The organism is Variovorax sp. dw_308 (assembly GCF_019207085.1).
In the GTDB taxonomy this organism is placed as follows: Bacteria; Pseudomonadota; Gammaproteobacteria; order Burkholderiales; family Burkholderiaceae_C; genus Variovorax.
On record NZ_JAATOM010000013.1, the window covers coordinates 169127 to 187684 of the forward strand.

Genomic DNA, 18558 nt, shown 5'->3' on the forward strand with positions numbered 1-18558 from the left:
AGACCGTCGACAGCGACGTACTGGCCAATGCAAATCCGCGTGGCCGCGAATCGCGGTCACGCAAGTGAGCTTCATCCCCTGCCGACGCGCAGCACGGTGACGAGCAGCAAAGCATCCCGCGAGGCCTCGATCTCGTGCGATTCGCCACCCGGCAGCGCCATCAGTTGGCCCGCGCCCAGCTGGCGCCTGCATTGCGAGGTGACCACGTTCACCTCGCCCGCCACGCACTGGATGGTGATCTCGCCGGGGACATGATGCGCCGGCAGCCTATGTCCTTGTGGCAGGTTCAGTTGCATCAGTTGCATGTGCGCCGTCTTCAACAGGCTGCTGCTGACAGAGGTGCCGCGTGCCTCATGCGTGGCATGAAGATCGATCACATCGAGGAGTTGGGCGTGCTTCAAGGCCATGGCGTGCCTCCCGTTCAGTTGAGATGGATCAATGCCGCGACCTTGTAATGCGGTCCGGCAGGCGTAAGATATATATTATATGAATCTTATGTCGGAGAACTAACTTGGGCTCGCCGGACCTCTGCACCGAACAGGAAATTGCACGCATGGTGCACAGCTTCTACGAGGCGGTGCGCCAGGACGAGTTGATTGGGCCGACTTTCAACGCCCGTGTCGGCGACTGGGACCATCACCTCGCGAAGCTGGTGGACTTCTGGTCGTCGATCCTGCGCGGTACGCGTCGCTTCAACGGCACGCCCATGCCCAAGCACGTGGCCCTGCCCGATCTGAGCGCCGAATCGTTCGAGCGCTGGCTGCGCTTGTTTCGCGAGACGACCGCCGCACAACCCAATCGGGCCATGGGCGAATTTGCGTACGAGATGGCCCAGCGCATCGCCCAAAGTCTCTGGTACGGCTATCAGATGAGCCTCCGCCCGGCGACTGCGCCGACGGAATTGCAGGATGTCTGAACTGCTCCGCATCGCCGAGCCAGCGCGTGCGCAGACCTCGCCGCAATGGCAGGCATTTCTGGAACTCGGGTTTCGCCCGCTGTATCTGGCTGGCTGCCTCTGGGCCGCCGTTTCGATAGCGCTGTGGGTCTGTGCACCGCAGCTCCTCACGGGGGCCCTGCCGGGCGTGCTCTGGCACGCGCATGAGATGCTCTGGGCTTTCATTGCCGCCATCGCCGTAGGCTTTCTGCTGACGGCCACAAGCAATTGGACCGGAATCAATCCGTTGAGCGGCACCGCGCTCGGCATCTTGCTAGCGCTGTGGTCGATCGCGCGCATCGGCTACCTGGTGCCGGGCGCCATCGCCTTCTGGGTTGCAGCCTGCAGTGAACTTGCCTTCTTTGCCTGGGCCGCAGCGGCATTGGGCAGGGCCATCTATGGTGCCCGCAGCCGCCGCAATTACGGCCTCCCGCTCCTGGTCCTGGGACTCGGAGTGGCCGACGCGCTCTACCTTCTGGCCGCGCGTCAAGGCGACCACGCACTGCTGCTGCAGCGCTTCAACCTGGGCTTGCTGTGCATGGCCGTGATCGCGTTGCTGGTGGCACGGCGCGTCATTCCATTCTTTGCCATGCGCGCCGTTCCTGGTTTGACGATCCCGATGCATACCCGCAGCGGCCATTGGCAGATCGGCGCCGGCCTGATCGCGGTGCTTGGCGGCCTGCTGCAAATTCGCTCCGTCACGGCGGGTGCACTGGCGGCGGCCGGCGGCCTCGCACTGATCCAGGTGCTGGCGTGGCGGCCGTGGGCAGTGCTACGCGTGCCACTGCTCTGGATCCTGTACGCCGGCTATGCCGCGCTAGGCGCAGGACTGCTCGTGGCCGCCGTGCAGGCGATGGGCTGGATTGTGCGGGCCGCATGGCCGGCGCATGTCATCGGCACCGCGGGGTTTTCGGTTCTGATCATCGGAATGGTGACGCGCACCGCACTCGGCCATCTGGGCAGGCCGCTGGAAACCGACCGCGCCATGGTGATCAGCTACGCGTTGGTCATCGTGGCCGCGGCACTGCGCCTGGTGGCGCTGCTGCCCACAACCATCGCCCTCGGCGCGCTGCACGCCTCGGCAGGCGCATGGGTGCTGGCCTTTGCGCTCTACCTGTGGCGCTTCTTCCCGATGTTGATCCGCCCGCGGGCCGACAGGCCTGTCGCAGATGTTGCGCTGCGCGCGTCGCGCTGACCGGAGAATTTTCGATGCACCTGACTACGATGACCGACTACGCGCTGCGCCTGCTGATCTACGTCGCGCAGCGTCCCGATCGCCTATGTACGATCACCGACGTGGCCCAGGCTTACGGCATCTCGGAGGCTCACCTGATGAAGATCACCCACCAGCTTGGCCAGCAGGGGTGGATCAAAACCGTGCGCGGCAAGGGAGGGGGCATGCGACTGGCCCACCGACCCGAGGACATCAACCTCGGGACGCTGGTGCGCGGCGTGGAGCCCGACTTCGAACTGGTCGAGTGCTTCGCGACAGGCAGTGCCTGCGCGCTGACGGGCCACTGCGGGCTGGCCGGCGTGCTCGACGGCGCCTTGCAGCGCTTTCTGGCGCACTTGGACGGATTCACGCTGGCCGACGCGCTGGAGACGACCGATGCTACACGCCTCGATTGGCGCCGCGTGAGCGTGCACCGGCGCGCGCTGTCATGAGCCATCCCATCCTGCTCGTCCTGCATCTGCTGGCCGCCTTGGTTTGATCGGCACCGTATTCTTCGAGGTGCTGGTCCTGAAGAACGGCCGGTCGAAGCATCAGACTTGCGTCACGCCGCCATCGGCGACCAAGTCCATGCCGGTCGAGAAGCTACTTTCGTCCGAAGCCAGGAACAGCGCCGCCGCAGCCATCTCCGCCGGACGCCCCATGCGCCCGAGCGGAGTCATGCCAGCAAACATCTTGCGAGCGCCATCAGCCTCGTCCTTCGTCTTGAGGGGGCCGTCGATGATGGACGTCTCGATGGCGCCCGGCGACAGCGTGTTCACGCGAATGCCGGCTTCCTTCAGTTCCATCGCCCAGGTCCGAGCGAATGAGCGCACCGCAGCCTTGGTGACCGCATAGGCCCTTCATGTGCATGCCCGAAGATACCAGCACCACGGCGCCACCGCGCGTCATCAGCGGAAGCGCCTTCTGCACAGTGAAGAACACGCCGCGGGCGTTGACGCCGAAAGTTTATCGAAGTGCCCGGGAGTTGCTACGGCCAGCGGCGCGTGTTCGACAAAGCCGGCGCTGGTGACGACGATGTCCACCACGCCCTTCTCTGCCTTGACTTGGGCAAACAGGCGGTGTAGGTCTTCCAGATTGGAAACGTCACCCTGGACGGTTGACACGTTGCGGCCGAAATAAGCCTTGGCCTTCTCCAGTTCTGACTGGCGACGGCCGGTGATGAAAACGTAGGCGCCTTCTTCCACGAAGCGTCTGGCTGTGGCAAGGCCGATGCCGCTGCTGCCACCGGTGATGACGGCGACCTTTCCGTTGAGTTTTGACATGATGCACACCTTTCACAGATTCAATGGCTGGCTGCCACGACGCGTGGCATGGAGCGAAAGGTAGAGGTTCAGCGCTTCTGGCAGAAGACCGGACAGGGGCATTCAATGCATGCCGGCCTGGAATGTTCCCGCACCGCGGCGGTCGATTCTCATCGCACACGAAGGTGCGGCTCGGACTCACAGACCTCGGCCAGGAAGTCGGTGAACACGCGCACGCGACTAGGCACTCGGCGGCCGCTCGGGCTGACGGCATGGATGGGGAAAGGATGAGGGGCAAACTCGCTCAGGAGTTCCTTGACCTGGCCCGATGCAATCTCTGGCGCGAACAGCCAGCTTGCGGCTTGGCAAATCCCGACGCCGCCGATGACCGCGGCGCGCAAGTGTTCGGCGTCGTTCGAGCGAACGGGGCCATCCGGCCCACGCCCGCTCCACTAAGCCCTTATATTACGGGTGAATCTTTCGTTTCATCATCTAGTAGATTTACTCCCGCGCCGCCCAATGGTCAACAAGCTCCCGAATCCGACTCACGGGCCGCGGGTCCTCTTTCTCAAAGCAGGAGAGCCGTCTGAGGCCGCGGTTCGAATCCTCGAAGTCGCGGAGCGCCTGTTCGCCGAGAAAGGGATTGAAGCGGTTACCACGCATAGCATCGTGACTGCGGCCGGCCAGAAGAACCGTGCTGCAGTTCTCTACCACTTCGGAAAACTGCCGGACCTGCTGGCAAGCCTTATCAACCGGCGACTTCGTCACGTCAACGCGTTGCGACATATTCATCTCGATGCGATGGAGGCGCGCGGCAGAGGCGACGATGTCCGCGGCATCGTTACGGCGATCGTACAGGCCTTGACGGACACCGTGCGCGAGACGCCTTGGGGCCGCTACTACGTCCAGGTGCTAGCGCAGACGACGTTCAGCCCCAGTCTCATGACCAGCGACGTCGTCGAACCCGCGAATTTGGGGGGAATCTTGCGAGCGCGTCGATTGCTGCAGGCTGCGCTCGCGGACCTGCCTCGGCCCGTGCTTGACCAGCGCATCGTGTGGATGTCGGACAACGTGGTGTATTCGGTGGCACGGTGGGTACGCGAAGAAGGCCCCGCTCTGCGCGAACCTGGCATGGTCGACGACTTGGTGGACTACTGTGTGAACGGGCTCCAAGCGCCCGTAACGCACGCCGATTCGAAGCGCAAAGTTGCCCCACGCTCCAAGCGTACAGGCATGGCACGCTACTTCACCTAGGTCCAGATCCCTACGGCCGACAGGCACGGAAGCGCACGCGGTCTTGATGAGACCGGGCAGATCCATTGGTCCATTTCCACAGGTCCCCGTACGCCGCCGCGCCGCGGTCCCTCCGTCAGCACTCGCGCTCGTGGCGCGCCAACGGCTGACTTGGATACCCAGGATCCCGTGCACGGGACAGCGACCGGCCGCGGCAATAAGACGTTGTATTGACACTTTGACGGCGCGATTGGTCGAGCGACTGGCGGCCGCTCTCGTCCGTCACCTGAGAGACTCGGTTTGAGACCCTCATGGGGAAAACCCGATTCCCGCAAATCTCATTGGCAAGGATGATTTGCGAAATTAATATGAAGGCTTAATCAATCCGAATCCACCTCGTTGCAAACCATGAAGATTTCCTTCAGTGCACGCTTTGAGGCTAGCACCAGAAGCCCCGCAGACCGGTTTTGACAACCGTTGTCCGTGCGGCAAGCGACCGACCGCAAGTCCACGTCTCCACATTCGTTTTTTGTCTTTCGCTTCCTCTTGCCCGGGCGCAAGAGCTTCCCTGTAACAAGAGCATTTCATCCATGAAGAAGACCATCATTGCCCTGGCTGCGCTATCTGCCATTGGTTCGGCCACGGCGCAATCGTCCGTGACCTTGTTCGGCGTCGTCGACATTGGCGTCAGCTACTACGAGACCAACAGCAAGTACCAGAGCAACGGCGTCCTGCCCGCGACGCCGAAGCCGGACCTCACGCAGAACCAATGGGCCTTGTCCAATGGCGGAAACGCAGGCGGCCGAGTGGGCTTCCGGGGTCAGGAAGACCTTGGCGGCGGGCTGGCCGCGGGCTTCTGGCTGGAGTCCTCAATGTGGGGCGATGTGGCGACGGTGGGCCGCGGCGCGCTCTACTTCGACCGGCGCTCGACGGTGAGCCTGCTCGGGCCTTTCGGCGAAGTGCGGCTCGGCCGTGACTACAGCCCGACCTTCTGGAACGACGCGGTCTTCGATCCTTTCGGCAACGCTGGCTCGGGCAGCAGCCTGATCGTGCAGACGCTGGGCAGCGCGTTCCCGACCCTGGCCCTGAACCGCGGGTTCTACGCGCGCAAGTCCAACTCGGTCGGCTACTTCCTGCCGCCCAGCCTGGGCGGCTTCTACGGCCAGGTGATGTATGCGTTCAACGAGGTGGTCCACTCGGATGCGCTGAACGATCCGACGACCGCCAACAACGCGCGCCTGGGCCGCTATGCGGGCGGACGCGTCGGCTACGCCAATGGCGCGCTCGACGTGGCCGTGGCCTACGGCGGGAGCACGGTCGCAGACAACTACCGCTTCGGCTCGACCACCAACGTGACCACCTTCAACGCCGGCGCCTCGTACGACTTCGGTCCGGTGAAACTCTTTGGCGAGTACTCGAAGGTCGACGTCAAGACCGACTTCGTGAACATCGCCAACTTCCCGCTCACGCCCGCGTTGAGCCCGCCGGCCGACCTCGATACCAACAACTATCTGGTCGGCCTGACCATCCCGATCGGGGTGGGCATGATCAAGGCGTCGTACGCGCAGGTGAAGGGGGAGTTTTCCAACTTCACGCGCATCGGGGCGGTGCCGGTGACCACGCCGCCGCCGAAGGCGCGCAAGTACGCCATCGGCTACGTCTACAACCTGTCGAAGCGCACGGCGTTGTACACCACCTTCGCGGTGACGGACAACGGGAACGGTGCGGCCATCTCGCCGGTCAGCGTGACCTCGGCCGACACGGGTCCGGGCTACACCAACACGATCAACTCCTCGGCGCCCGGCTATCGGGCGGGACGTGGCTACGGCTACGACTTCGGGATCCGGCACGCGTTCTGAGCCTAAAAACGGCAGTTGCACCCGACCATTGAGTGGGCGAATCCAGCACTGGCGAGGTGGACCGCCCCTCATTTTGAGGAGGCTCCTTGGCTTGAGTCCAGCGTCTTGTCTCTGTGGGGTTGTGCGAAAACGGGTCCGCTTGCGTTTGCGCGCAGGCGGCACGGGCATCGGGGTAGTGTCTTGTGCAAGGCCGCGGCGATAAGCAGCCGCAAAGTCGTGATCGACGAAGGCACGTGGCGCTGCGTACGCTGGGCTACCGCGAGGCTTGTAATGCGTGGGTAAGGCAGGTTCTTCGCGTCGTGCAGCGTTCTTTTTGCCGGCGCTCTCGGGATGGCGCAGTTGCTGGGCCATCAAGAAGCCGTACGCGCCGATGCTCAGGCTGGCATGGTGATGGAACCCCCGCCAGCTCTGCCTTCGTAGTGCCCGAGCCCCGGTTCCTGCTTGAGTTCCTGGTAGTCGATGCGCCAGCGCATAAGGCAACCCGTGGGCGCTGGGAATGACGATGTTCGCGGTTCAGCCGGCTGGAGTGAAGCGGAACATGCCGGCGCTTCCCGGAAAACAGCCGCTCAGCGAAAGAAGTGATCGAGGCCCTGTATCGCCTTGACGCGGCTGCGCACCGGAATCACGCGCGAAACCGGCGCACCGAGCCCGCCAACGGCAAAGTCGACCAAGTCTTGCGCAACATCGACAAGCATCCGGTCGGCTGCGTCAGCCCGGCTCCAGCGGGCCAGGCCGAGGATCACGTTTTCGTTGGCCCATACGAATCGGTCGTCCAGCACCGGGGGCGGAACCCCAGGCAGTGCGGCGTGCAGTAGCTTGCGCACGCGCAGGAAGCCCGTGAGCTTGCCGCGATCGATGAGATCGCTGCGCATGATCCGCGGATTGAGGACCGACTGCGCAAGCACCTGCACATAGTCCGCGCCCCATGCGGTCGAAGCAATGGTTTGCTGCAACGGCAGGACGACCGCCTCGAACACGTCGCGCCCATTGCCCCCTCGGCCTTCACGTTCGATCTTGTCGAGCATGACGTTGCGCAGCCCGTTGATGTGGTCCAGCCGCATGTTTAGCACGTTCGACACGATGGCTTGGCGTGACCCGAAGTGGTAGTGCAGCGCGGACGCGTTTCGATGCCCCGACATCGACACGATGCGCGACAAGGCGACGCCGTCCACACCCTCTTCCGCAAAAAGCCGCTCGGCGGTTTCCAGGAGGCGGCGCGCGCTCTCGCCGGCTTCGACGGGAGCGGTCGCTGCAGCTGCTGGCGATGAACTGTTGCGGGGGGCGCGTTGCATGTGATGGATTGTGGGTGGCAAGAACTGTCGCACGGGTCCTGTCGAAAGTGCGGGTGTCTCCGAGGCGATAGGTGGATTCTAATGTAAGGCATTACATTAATTCAACACATTAAAACCCATCTGGAGACCTCCATGAATCTGAGTCGACGACTCGCACGCCTGCTGTCCGTGACCGTGTTGGCCCTGCCGCTTGCCAGCGCCCAGGCGGCAGAACCCCTTTCGCCGGCCAAGGCCAGAGCCCTTGCAAGCGACCTCTACATCTATGGCTATCCGATGGTGCTGATGGAAACGACCATGCAGCAGCAAACCAACGTGCCGGATGCCACGTCGGTGCCCATGCGCGCCCCGGTCAACCAGTTCGCGCACTTCCGCACCTTCCCCGGCGCCGAATCGCGCGACGTGGTGCGCTACAACTTCGACACGCTGTATTCCTTCGCATGGGTCGACGTGAGCAAGGAGCCGATCGTGCTCACCGTGCCCGACAGTGGCGGTCGCTACTACCTCGTGCCTTCGCTCGACATGTGGACAGATGTCTTTTCGGTGCCGGGCACGCGGACCACCGGCAACACCGGCGGCAACTTCGCGATGGTGCCGCGCGGCTGGCAGGGGCAATTGCCTGCAGGCGTGACGCGCGTCGAGACGCCTACGTCGATGACCTGGATTACGGGTCGCACGCAGACCAACGGTCCCGCCGACTTCCCGAACGTCCACAAGATCCAGGACGGCTTCAAGCTCACGCCGTTGAGCCGCTGGGGCAAGCCCGAAGTCAAGGCCGCGCCGGCGCGCGTGGATGCATCCATCGACGCCAAGACCCCGCCGCTGGTGCAGGTCGGCAAGCTTGACGGCGTGACGATGCTCACCCGCCTGGCGGAGTTGATGAAGAAGAACCCGCCGCATGCAAGCGACTACCCGACACTGATGCGCGCCGCAGCCATCGGACTCGCGCCGGGCCTGTCGTTCGACGCATCGAAGCTGGACCCGGCGACGATCGAGGCGATCAACGCCGGGGCGCAGGATGCCAAGGCCCGCCTGCAGAAACGCCTGCGTGACTTCGGCACACGCGTGAACGGATGGAGGGTGCTTACGGAAGGCATCGGCAGCTATGGCAGCAACTACGAGCAACGCGCCGTGATCGCGCTCGCCGGACTCGGCGCCAACCTGCCCGAAGACTCGATCTACCCCACCACCTTCGTCGACGCCGATGGCAAGCCATTCTCTGCGGACAAGAGCTATGTGCTGCACTTCGACAAGGACAAGCTGCCGCCGGCCGATGCGTTCTGGTCGGTGACCCTGTACGACACGCAGGGCTTCCAGGTGGCCAACGCGATCAACCGCTTTGCCATCGGCGACCGCGATGCACTGCAGTTCAACGCGGATGGCTCGCTCGACCTCTACATCCAGGGCAAGCCGCCTGGCAGCGGACGGGATTCGAACTGGCTGCCGGCACCGCAGAACGGCAACTTCTCGCTGACGATGCGGGTGTACCTGCCGCGCGCGGAAGCATTCACCGGCGGCTGGGTACCGCCTGGCGTGAAGCGCATGACCGAAGCCCTGTGATCATGAGAAAGCTCCCCATGAACCGTTTCCTCTCCCTTTGCGTCGCGGCTGCCGCCGCCGTCCTTTCGACCGGCTGTGCCCAATCGCCGCCGGCCGCGGGCGCATATGTCTTCGAGCGCGGCTATCCCACGGCGGACACGTCGCGGCGCGTTCGTGACGACGTCGACTTCCAGCGTGCAGTGACGGCTTACCGCTTCTGGTATCCGACCGTTTCCGTCGAAGGCGTTTTCAATGGCAAGCGGACTGCCGGCATCCAGGACAACCAGGCTTTCAGCATCGTCGCTGCCGGCCCACGGCAGGTGGGCTTCACGCTGAACTCGGACACGCCCTACGGCTCCGGCGTCGTGGACGTCTCGCAGGGTCCGATGGTGATCGAGCTGCCGCCGGGGCCGTACATCGGCCTGGTGAACGATCACAACCAGGGCTGGGTCCAGGACCTGGGCCTGCCCGGACCGGACCAAGGCAAGGGCGGCAAGCATCTCGTCCTGCCGCCGGACTACCAGGGCGACCCGCCGGCCGGCTATTTCGTCGGCCGCTCGAAGTCTTTCAAGAACCTGCTCGCGCTGCGCGCGTTGCCTGTTGGAGGAAACGTCCCCAAGGCCCTCGACGCATTGCGCGCGGTGAAGATCTATCCGCTGTCGACCGCCGCGCAGCCGCAGGTGCTGAAGGTGGTGGACACGTCGGCGCAAGCCACCGACAGCTCGTCGCTGGCGTGGGAGGACAACATTGCGTTCTGGCAGCAACTGAGCAAGGTCATCAGCGCCGAGCCGCTGGTTCCGCAGTACCTGCCGATGTATGGCCTCTTGTCCGCGCTGGGCATCGAACGCGGCAAGCCGTTCAATCCCGACGCCCGCATGAAAGGCATCTTGGAAAAGGCCGCCAGGGCCGGTCGCGACCAGTTGCTGGTCTCGGCCTTCGACAGTGCGCGTGCGGACCGCAAGAACTGGCCAGACCGCCAGTGGGAATGGGTCGGCCTGGTGCCCGGCAGCGCCCAGTTCGAGACGCCTGCGGGCATCGACCTGGAAGCGCGCGACCGCTGGTTCGCCCAAGCCATCGTGACCTCGCCCGCGATGTTCCGCCGCAGCGCCGGTGCGGGATCGCTCTACTGGATGAGCGTGCGCGATGCCAAGGGCGTGTACCTGGACGGCGGCAAGAACTACAAGCTCACGATGCCCACGCCGGTTCCAGGCAAGTTGTTCTGGTCCGTGACCGTCTACGACACCGCGACGCGCTCGCAGGTGCAGACGGACCAGGACAAGGGTGCGCTGCGCTCGCTGTTCGAACTCAAGGATGCGCCTACGAACGCGCCGCTGGATCTCTACGTCGGCCCGACCGCGCCGCCGGGCAAGGAAAGCCGGTGGATCAAGACGACGCCCGGCAAGGGCTGGTTCGCCTACATCCGCATCTACGGACCGGAGCAGGCTGCGTTCGACAAGAGCTGGGCGCCGGGCGACTTCGAGTTGGTGAAATAGCGGCAAGCGTCGCAGCTCCCGAACAACCGCCCGCCCCGTGAAGACCGCTTCGGTTTGCACTATCCTTCGCACCGCCCCGATCGTTGCGCCACAACCTCCAGGATGCCTGAATGAAACACCTCAGCGGCCTTGATGCAACCTTCCTGCACGCTGAAACGCCAGAGACGCCGATGCACGTAGGCGGCCTGCATTTGCTGGAACTCCCTGCTGGCTACGATCGGGACTTCTACGAGGACGTGAAGGCGCATGTCGCGAGCCGCATGCAGTCTTCACGCGCAAGCTCGCCCTGATGCCCTTCGAGCTGTCCAACCCGGTGTGGGTGGAGGACGACGAGGTGGACCTCGACTACCACGTGCGGCGCGTCTCGCTGCCGCGGTCCGGCACGATGAAGCAGCTCGAGCAGTACGTGGCGCGACTGCATTCGACGCTGCTGGATCGCAGCCGGCCGCTGTGGGAGTTCTTCGTGATCGACGGGCTGCAGGGTGGCGGCGTCGCGCTGTATTCGAAGCTGCATCACGCGGGCATGGACGGCCAGGCGGGCACTGCATTCGCGCACGCGATCATGGACCTGACGCCCGAGCCCCGCGCCATCAAGCCTCCGCGGCAGATCGCGCGCGGCAAGCACCAGCAGCTCGGCGTGGCCGAACTCGCGGGCGCCGCGCTGACCAACACGCTGCAGCAGTACGTGAAGCTGGTGAAGACCTTTCCTGACATGGCGCGCGCGGTGAAGAGCCTCGTCATCCCGCAACCGAAGAGCGGGGGCAGCACGCGCTGGAGTATTCCGAAAAATATCAACATCCTCGGTCCGCGAACCCCGCTCAACGTGGCGATCACGAACCAGCGCGCCTATGCAGCGCGCTCGATCCCGATGGCCGAGGTCAAGGTGATCGGCAAGCGGCTGGGCGCGAGCCTCAACGACGTGGTGCTCGGCCTCTGCGCGGGCGCACTGCGCCGCTACCTGTCCGATACCGGCAGCCTTCCGAAGAAGCCGATGACGGCGGCTATCCCGGTCACGCTGAGAGAGTCCGGCGATACCTCGTCGAATAACCAGGTCTCGATGACGATCATGACGTTGGCGACCGACGTGGCCGATCCGGTGCAGAGAATCAAGGCCATTGCCGAATCGTCGGCCGCTGCGAAATCCCTGATGGGCAGCATCAAGACCTCGATACCGACCGACTTTCCTTCGTTCGGCGCGCCCTGGCTGATGTCGGGCCTGGTCTCGATGTATGGCCGCTCGCAGCTCGCGGACCGGCTGCCCCCGGTCGCCAATGTGCTGATCTCGAACGTGCCGGGACCGCAGGTCGGGCTCTACTTCGCCCGCGCGAAGCTTCTGACCTACTACCCCGTCTCGATTCCGAGCCATGGCATGGCGCTCAACATGACCGTGCAAAGCTACAACGGCATGCTGGATTTCGGTCTCATTGCCTGTCGCCGCGCGGTGCCGGACGTGGCGGACATCGCCGAATATGTCGTCGAGGAGCACCGCGCGCTGCTCGCGCATGTGAATGCGCTCGACGCGCCGGCGGCCCCGTCCACCGCCAAGGTCTCCCCACGCAAGGCCGCGTCGCGGCATTGAGGGCAGTCCTTTCAAATCGGAGTCCTCGTCAGGGTTTCCGTCTTGCTGCCATCAGGTCTTCACCATGACGGGAGGCGGTCTCCAGCAGGACAAGTGATGAATGCACATCTACAAACCAGCATCTGGACGCTGCTGCACAACGGCGCAACGCAGCGAGAGATCGCGCGCGTCACGGGCATCTCGCGTAACACCATTCGCGGCTATCATAATCAGAAGCAGTTCGCCAGCCAAGGCGACGCCGAGCCGCCGGGCGCAATCGGCAGCAGGCCGATCCAAACTGCTCCGCATTGACCATCGACCCGGCCGCCCGGCTCAGCGCCGAGCAGCATCACGCCGGCATGCGAGCCGCTCCGCGCCTTCATCGAGTCGCAGTTGAAGCTCAACCGCAACGCGATGGCCGTGTACCAGGACCTGGTCGACCGGTTCGGCTTGCCGCCGCCGCCATTTGCCGCTTCACCTGAGCCCCCACTCACCAAGCCCAGTGCACACCCACTCGACCGCTCCAGCCATTGCCGCCGCTGCTGTCGAGCGATCGGTTGTAGTCGATCGAGCCAAATGCCGTCAGGTTGCGCGCGACGCGGCCCGACATGCCAATGCCGACCTGCGCCCAGGTCGCGCCGAGCGGAGCGGTCAACGCGACCGCGTTCAAGCCCTGGAGATTGGTGAACGTGGTGGTCGCGTCGGGGGCGAAGGCGTGCCACACGTTGAAGCGGGCCCAGGCCGTGTAGCCGCTTGCGCCTGCGCCTTCTCCAATGCTGCGCGTCAGCCGTGCGCCAAGGCGGGCGTAGCCCCTGTGGGTGTCGTCGAATGCGACCCCACCACGGAGGTCGCCACTGTCGTCCAGCCGCGTCCATTGGTAAACGAGTTGCGCCTGCGGCTCCACGTCCCATCCCGCCCCGAGCGCGAAGGGATAGCCAGCCTCGACAGATGCGGCTGCGCCCCAGCCGCTCGTCTTCAAATCCTCGCCCAGGGCAGAGTGGGTCTTGACGCTGTCGTAGCGCGTGGCCTGCAACACGCCGTCGACATACCAACCCGAAGCGCCCTTGCGCGTCCAGTAACCACCCAGCGAATAGCCGTACATCGACGCCGTGCCGGCCTTGCCGCCATAGACGCTGTCGACATTGCCGTCGATGTGCCCGATCGCCACGTAGGTGCCCGCCACGTCGCTCCTGCCGGCCCCGTCTGTGGTGCGTAGCAGATCGACGCCCGCCTGCATGCCGCCTTCGGTGAAGTCGTAGGCGGGCCCATGGCGGCGGAAGTCGACAAGCTGGTCGACGAGGGCAGCGCTGCCGCGCTCGTTCGCCTGTCGGCTCGCGCCATACACGCGCGCCCATGTTCCCTCGTGCCGCTGGCCCTCCATGGCAGGGTCGACGTTGTCTTCGCCGGCGCGGTCATGGTATGTGCCGAGCATCGCGATGCCGAGTCGGTTGGCGAGCAACGGCAATGCCATGTCGAGCGGCACCTCCACGCGGTAGTTGGGCACCGATGCCAACGGCGATGGCGTTGGCGTTGCTGCGGGATCGGGTGATGGCGCTGTTGCAGGCGGTGGCGCCTCGCCGGTGGGTGCGCCCTGTGGGGCCGGCGGGGCTGGTGCAACCGGCGGTGGCGGCGGTGGTGCGGGCGGCGGCTCCGCAGGTGGCGGCGCTGGCGGTGCCGTCAAAGTCGTGCGCAAGTACCAGCTGTTCGCATTGGCCGCCCCGCCTCGGTTCAATTGGTATTCGTACGCACCTGCTGCCACGCGATTGCCGAGCGTGAATGCGCCCGCATTGGTCGTGCCGCCATTGGCCGCATCGACCACGAGGAGTCCGTCGCCCGTTGTCAACGCGCCGCCGCCGGTGCCGGCGATCCGCATGGCAGACGAACCCGTCGCCGTGCCGCCATTGATGACCAGCTTGTCGGACGGCGAATTGTCCGGGCCCAGGAAAGTGTTGAGCGCCAGCATGCTGCCGGGCAGGCCGGCGTAGCTGGTCACCGTCATCGAATTGCCTGGCGTGCCGCCGGCAGCACCGATCTGCGCGAGGCCCGCGTTCTGCAAGAGGCCATGTATGGTGAAGCCGCCATTGCCACCGGCCAGGATTGCAGGCTTCGCAAGAGACAGTGTCGGCTTGCCGCGCAGCGCGTTGGCAGCCGAGTTGGCCGGGGTGGTATCTGCGATCGCATCGGCCACCTTGAGCGACCCGTTATTGATCACGCTGCCCGTCACACTGCCGTAACCACCCATGGCGGCACCCGCGTTGACCGTGACCGTACCGCCGCCGCCCAGCGTCGCGCCCGGACTGCTCGCATCCCCGACGACAAGTGTGCCGGCGCTGACCGTCGTGCTGCCCGAGTAGCTGCTCGCGCCCTGGAGGATCAGCATCCCGGCGCCTGTCTTGACCATCGCGCCTGCGCCGGAGATCGCGCCTTCGTAGATCAGCGTGTTGGAACGGTTGAAGGTCAGCAGTCCATCGTCGATCACGTCCGTCACGACGCTGCCGGTGGTGCCGCCGTTGCCAAGCTGCAGCGCACCGGCGAGCGCGATCCGCGTGCTGCCGGTGTAGGTGTTGTCGGCCGTGAAGATGGTCGTGCCAGACAGCGCATTGACGCTGCCGTTGCCGCTGACGACCGGCGCAAATTCGTACGCACTCGACGTGTGATTGAAATTGATAGCGCCTGTGCCGGCGCCAAGGCTCACAGTGGACGTGCTGAGCGTGCCCGGAGCGACCGGCGCGCTGCCCAGCGCGGCACCGATATTGAGCGTGCCGTTCGAGCCAGCAAAGTAGGCCAGGTAGGTCGCAGGGGCACTGACCAAGGCACCTTCGTTGACCGTGAGCGTGCCGGTCCCGCCATTGCCGACGGTCAAGTCTGGCCCGGTGTTCGTCCAGCTCGAACCTGCGCCAGTGACGGTGGCGTCGCCCTGCCCGCCGGCGAGCCGACCGACGAAGCCTTGTGCGCTGGTGACCGCAGCGCCGCCCGAAACGAGCAGCGAGCCCGTTCCCGATCGCGCCACTTCAAAGGTCGAGTCGCTCACCAGGGTCGAGCGGGGTCCCGTGACCTGCGCCGCAGCGTGCGCGTCTGCGTTCTCGCCGATCACGAAACTGCCGCCGCGCACGAGGCCGCCTTGGTCGACCGTCAACGTGGACGTTCCCGACAATATGCTCAGTAAGTCCGTTGTCGTCCAATTGGAACCCGTGCCGCTGACGCGCAACGTGGCCTGGCCGGTGGGTTGCCCTGCGGCTATCGCGAACTGGCTGCGAACAGTCCCGCCGTTCTCGACCGTCAGCGCGCCTGCGCCGTCGTTGCCGATGGTCAGACCGCTGCCGGTGACCCAGGTCGATCCGCTGCCGGTCACCGTCACGGCGCCTTGCGAACCCGCGGCCTGCCCGATGACGCTCACCGAGTTGTTCACCTTCCCGCCGCCTTCGATCCTCAGCGCGCCGGCGCCGGAATTGCCGACCATGACCGTCGCGGCCGGCGAGTTGATCGAACCTCGCACGCTCAGCGTGCCCGCCTCGACGGTGGTGTTTCCCGCGTAGGTATTCGCGCCTGTCAGCGTCGTCGTGCCGGTGCCGGCCTGGGTCAGACTTCCGGCTCCGCTGACGACGCCTGAATAGGTCAACGCGTCGCTGCGATTGAAGACCAGCGCGCCGTTGTCCACGATGTTGCCTGCCACTGTGCCGCTCGCCCCGCCGGTGCCGATATGCAACTGCGTTCCTGACCGCACGGTGACAGGGCTGGTCAGCGCGCCACTGACGCGCAGCACACCGCTTTCAACCTGCGTGTCGTTGAACGCACCGCTGCCTGAAAAGGTCCAGTCGGTCCCGGTCATGCGCAGGGTCTCGAAGTTGGCAAAGGTGTTGGAGGCCGTGCCTGTTCCTTGCAGGATCACGCCGTCTGTCCCCGTGCCGCCGTCGGCGAGGCCGATGACCTGCGAGCCCGTTTGAAGAACCAGCGTGTCGTTGCCAGCGCGCAGGTCTATAGCAGTGCCGGCGTCGCTGCGGATCAGGCCGGAGTTGATCAGCGTCTCCTGCCCGTTCACGCCGCGCACTGCAAAGCTGCGCTCGCTGATGATGATGCCCGTGTTCTCGATCCGTGCCACGAAGCCGCCGCCCGTGGTGTTGGACAGCACCCCGTCGGAATTGACGCCCGAAGCCCGGATGGTGCCGGTGTTCAGCAAGGTGTTGTTGTTGCCCTGCATGTAGACACCGAAGGCGTCCCGGCCTCCGACCAGGAGATCGCCGCTGTTAATGAAGGTGCTATCGCCGTCGTCCGCACGCATGCCGTTGCCACGCTGGCCGCTGACGTTGACCGTGCCGCGGTTTTCCAGCGTATTGCGCGCGCCGGACAAAACGTAGAGGCCGTGTGCGCCCGTGCCACTGACGTTCAGAATTCCCTCGTTGCGCAGCAGGTTGCCGGCGCTGCTGGCGATTTCCATGGCGCTGGAGCCAATACCGCTGGCAGTGACAACGCCGCCGGCCATGTTTTCCACTGTGTTGCCGGATCCGCCGCTCACGAACATGCCGAACGCACGATTCACGGTTTCAGAACTTCCGCCGGAAGTCGTGATCGATCCTGCGTTGATCATCGACGAGTTGGTCGTGTCGTTGAGCAGCATCCCGTGCGAACCTTGGCCGCGCGTGACGATGGTTCCGTCGTTGCGCAGCGTGTGGCCGTCGCCGGTATCTGCGGCCATCCCGAAGGCTTCATCCAGATTGGATTCGATCACTCCGGTGGCGGTGTTTGTCAGCACCGAGCGATTGCTAAGCTCTACGAACATCCCCGAGCCCTGAAAGGTGTTCAACGTAATCCGACCTGCGTTGATCAGTTGGTTGCCTTCGTTGTTGGAGCCAAGCAGGCCGGCGGCGAAATCGCCCGAAATTGTGATCCTTCCCCCGACTTCATTGCGCAGCACGTTGTTGTTCGCGATGCTGACGAAACTCAGAGAGTTGAACCCGCTTGTGGCGAGCGTTCCATAGTTACGCAGCGTGCTGTTTTCGCCGAAAGCGATCACGCCAAAGTACGCTTCGTCCGTGGAGACCGGTTGAATGCTTCCGTAGTTGTTGAGCTGTGCGCCCGCGCCAAGCAGGATCAGATCGTGATTCCCCGTGATCACCGCATCTGGGTTGACATTGACCGTCACGCCGGAGGCCGCGGACGCATCGAGTTGCACGGTGGTCGGAGCGGGCCCGCTGCATGTGACCGTCTGGCCATCGGTAGGAGGGTTGGGCAGGCAGTCGGCCCTGGCGTTTCTGTAGATCGTCGATGCAAGCGTGCCGGCGACGACATACGCCGACATTGTGGCCAAGGGTGCGAGGCGTTGGCGACCCGCACAGTTGGTGCGCGGCTTCCGCGCGGGCATAGCTGAAAGCAAAGATGACATTCAAGATCCTTTGTTGTCATACTCACGTGCGCGCCGCACGCGATTGCCGGCACTATGCTTAATTTGCACACACGCACCTTTTCGTTCAGCGTCCAGGGGTGTCTCTCCTCCCATACAACCCCTTGCCTTCCGGTCGCGGCTGCGGCGTGACGCGGCATGCTTTGCCTAGTTGAAAACCTCCACAATGTCTTCGGGCTGCCACGTTTTGTCGAAGAATGGTTGCAACGGCCCGTAGAACCGCAGAATCGGGAACCACCCGCGATCCGGCAAGGTCTTGACCCAGTTCCTGTCCTTGCCCGGCGGGGCGTTGGGGCCGAAATAGACATCGATGGAACCGTCGGCGTTCGCGTCGGGTTTGGAATAGAGGCTCACGCTCGGAAAGCGCTGCCCGTTCTGCAGCATGGACCGGCTCTTGGCGTCGTAGACGATCACCGACCAGAAGTCCTTGACCGGCGGGTTGGCCGGAATGCGAAGTCGATAGGACTTCTTGCCGTCAAGGTAGTTGCCCTTCGAATCACGCGGTGTCCACATGTATTGCGAGCCAGCGCCGACGACCTTCGACGCCATGGCCGGCGTGTTGCCGGTGGCCGCGTAGGCGAATGCGGCGCGGCGATCGACGTTCTCGTAGCCCTGGCTGTCGAACAGATAGCTACCGCCAACGAAGGCCCACTGCCAGCGTCGATCGGGATAGACGACAGCGTCGGGGTCCTTGCCGCCATAGGCGACCATGCGCGCCGTCGCGGCTGCGACCCGGGACGCTTCCGTCAGAAGTGCGCGGCGCTTCGGGTCGGGTGCAAA

The 18558-nt window shown here is 64.6% G+C and carries 12 protein-coding genes and 4 pseudogenes; 9 read left to right on the forward strand and 7 right to left on the reverse strand.

The features are described 5' to 3' along the window. Positions 1-71: 71 nt before the first annotated feature. Positions 72-407: a cupin domain-containing protein gene (locus HCU76_RS23560; protein WP_213958978.1), complete on the reverse strand. Its 336-nt coding sequence runs from the start codon at positions 405-407 to the stop codon at positions 72-74. 104 nt (positions 408-511) lie between these two features. Between HCU76_RS23560 and HCU76_RS23565 the strand changes: the two genes are divergently transcribed. Genes HCU76_RS23565 through HCU76_RS23575 form a run of 3 tightly spaced genes read left to right on the forward strand, consistent with a single transcriptional unit; the run spans position 512 to position 2599 of the window. Beyond that, a complete protein-coding gene (locus HCU76_RS23565) occupies positions 512-916 on the forward strand; it encodes a group III truncated hemoglobin (RefSeq protein ID WP_213958977.1) in 405 nt (134 codons plus the stop codon). Beyond that, positions 909-2129 carry an NnrS family protein gene (locus HCU76_RS23570; protein WP_213958976.1) on the forward strand — a complete coding sequence of 407 codons (1221 nt, stop codon included), beginning with the start codon at positions 909-911 and terminating at the stop codon, positions 2127-2129. Before HCU76_RS23565 ends, HCU76_RS23570 begins: the two co-directional genes overlap by 8 nt. 14 nt (positions 2130-2143) lie before the next feature. After that, the gene (locus HCU76_RS23575; RefSeq protein WP_213958975.1) at positions 2144-2599 is read left to right on the forward strand and encodes an Rrf2 family transcriptional regulator; all 456 of its coding nucleotides are present in this window, start codon (positions 2144-2146) and stop codon (positions 2597-2599) included. A 99-nt stretch (positions 2600-2698) separates the two neighbouring features. Here HCU76_RS23575 and HCU76_RS23580 read toward each other — a convergent pair. Together HCU76_RS23580 and HCU76_RS23585 are read right to left on the reverse strand one after the other, a co-directional pair. Beyond that, positions 2699-3430, reverse strand: a pseudogene (locus tag HCU76_RS23580) (SDR family NAD(P)-dependent oxidoreductase). Positions 3431-3579: 149 nt separating this feature from the next. Next, a pseudogene (locus HCU76_RS23585) lies at positions 3580-3843 on the reverse strand (LysR substrate-binding domain-containing protein); the annotation flags it as partial. Between the two features lie 85 nt (positions 3844-3928). On the opposite strand from HCU76_RS23585, the gene HCU76_RS23590 reads away from it, so the two are divergent. Beyond that, on the forward strand, positions 3929-4663 hold the full coding sequence (locus tag HCU76_RS23590; RefSeq protein WP_213958973.1) for a TetR/AcrR family transcriptional regulator: 735 nt from the start codon (positions 3929-3931) through the stop codon (positions 4661-4663). Between the two features lie 569 nt (positions 4664-5232). Further along, the gene (locus HCU76_RS23595) at positions 5233-6501 is read left to right on the forward strand and encodes a porin (protein ID WP_213958972.1); all 1269 of its coding nucleotides are present in this window, start codon (positions 5233-5235) and stop codon (positions 6499-6501) included. Between the two features lie 231 nt (positions 6502-6732). On the opposite strand, the pseudogene HCU76_RS36770 reads toward HCU76_RS23595, so the two are convergent. Together HCU76_RS36770 and HCU76_RS23605 are read right to left on the reverse strand one after the other, a co-directional pair. Continuing rightward, positions 6733-6974 (reverse strand): annotated as a pseudogene (locus HCU76_RS36770) (IS701 family transposase); the annotation flags it as partial. A gap of 93 nt (positions 6975-7067) precedes the next feature. Further along, complete coding sequence (locus tag HCU76_RS23605) at positions 7068-7793, reverse strand: TetR/AcrR family transcriptional regulator (protein ID WP_213958971.1); 726 nt, start codon at positions 7791-7793, stop codon at positions 7068-7070. A 132-nt stretch (positions 7794-7925) separates the two neighbouring features. Here HCU76_RS23605 and HCU76_RS23610 point away from each other — a divergent pair, with 132 nt between their 5' ends. From HCU76_RS23610 to HCU76_RS23625, 4 genes and pseudogenes are all read left to right on the forward strand, one after another. Next, a complete protein-coding gene (locus tag HCU76_RS23610; protein ID WP_256354377.1) occupies positions 7926-9350 on the forward strand; it encodes a DUF1254 domain-containing protein in 1425 nt (474 codons plus the stop codon). 17 nt (positions 9351-9367) lie between these two features. Continuing rightward, positions 9368-10822 carry a DUF1254 domain-containing protein gene (locus HCU76_RS23615; RefSeq protein ID WP_213958970.1) on the forward strand — a complete coding sequence of 485 codons (1455 nt, stop codon included), beginning with the start codon at positions 9368-9370 and terminating at the stop codon, positions 10820-10822. A gap of 170 nt (positions 10823-10992) precedes the next feature. Next, positions 10993-12401 (forward strand): annotated as a pseudogene (locus HCU76_RS23620) (wax ester/triacylglycerol synthase family O-acyltransferase). Between the two features lie 96 nt (positions 12402-12497). Continuing rightward, entirely contained in the window at positions 12498-12692 is a 195-nt protein-coding gene (locus HCU76_RS23625) for a hypothetical protein (RefSeq protein ID WP_213958969.1), read from the forward strand. Positions 12693-12870: 178 nt separating this feature from the next. Here the strand turns inward: HCU76_RS23625 and HCU76_RS23630 are convergent, their stop codons facing one another. Then, entirely contained in the window at positions 12871-17676 is a 4806-nt protein-coding gene (locus HCU76_RS23630) for an autotransporter outer membrane beta-barrel domain-containing protein (RefSeq protein WP_213958968.1), read from the reverse strand. 249 nt (positions 17677-17925) lie between these two features. Continuing rightward, positions 17926-18558: DUF1214 domain-containing protein (locus tag HCU76_RS23635; protein WP_218510745.1), on the reverse strand; the 633-nt coding region annotated here is incomplete at its 5' end.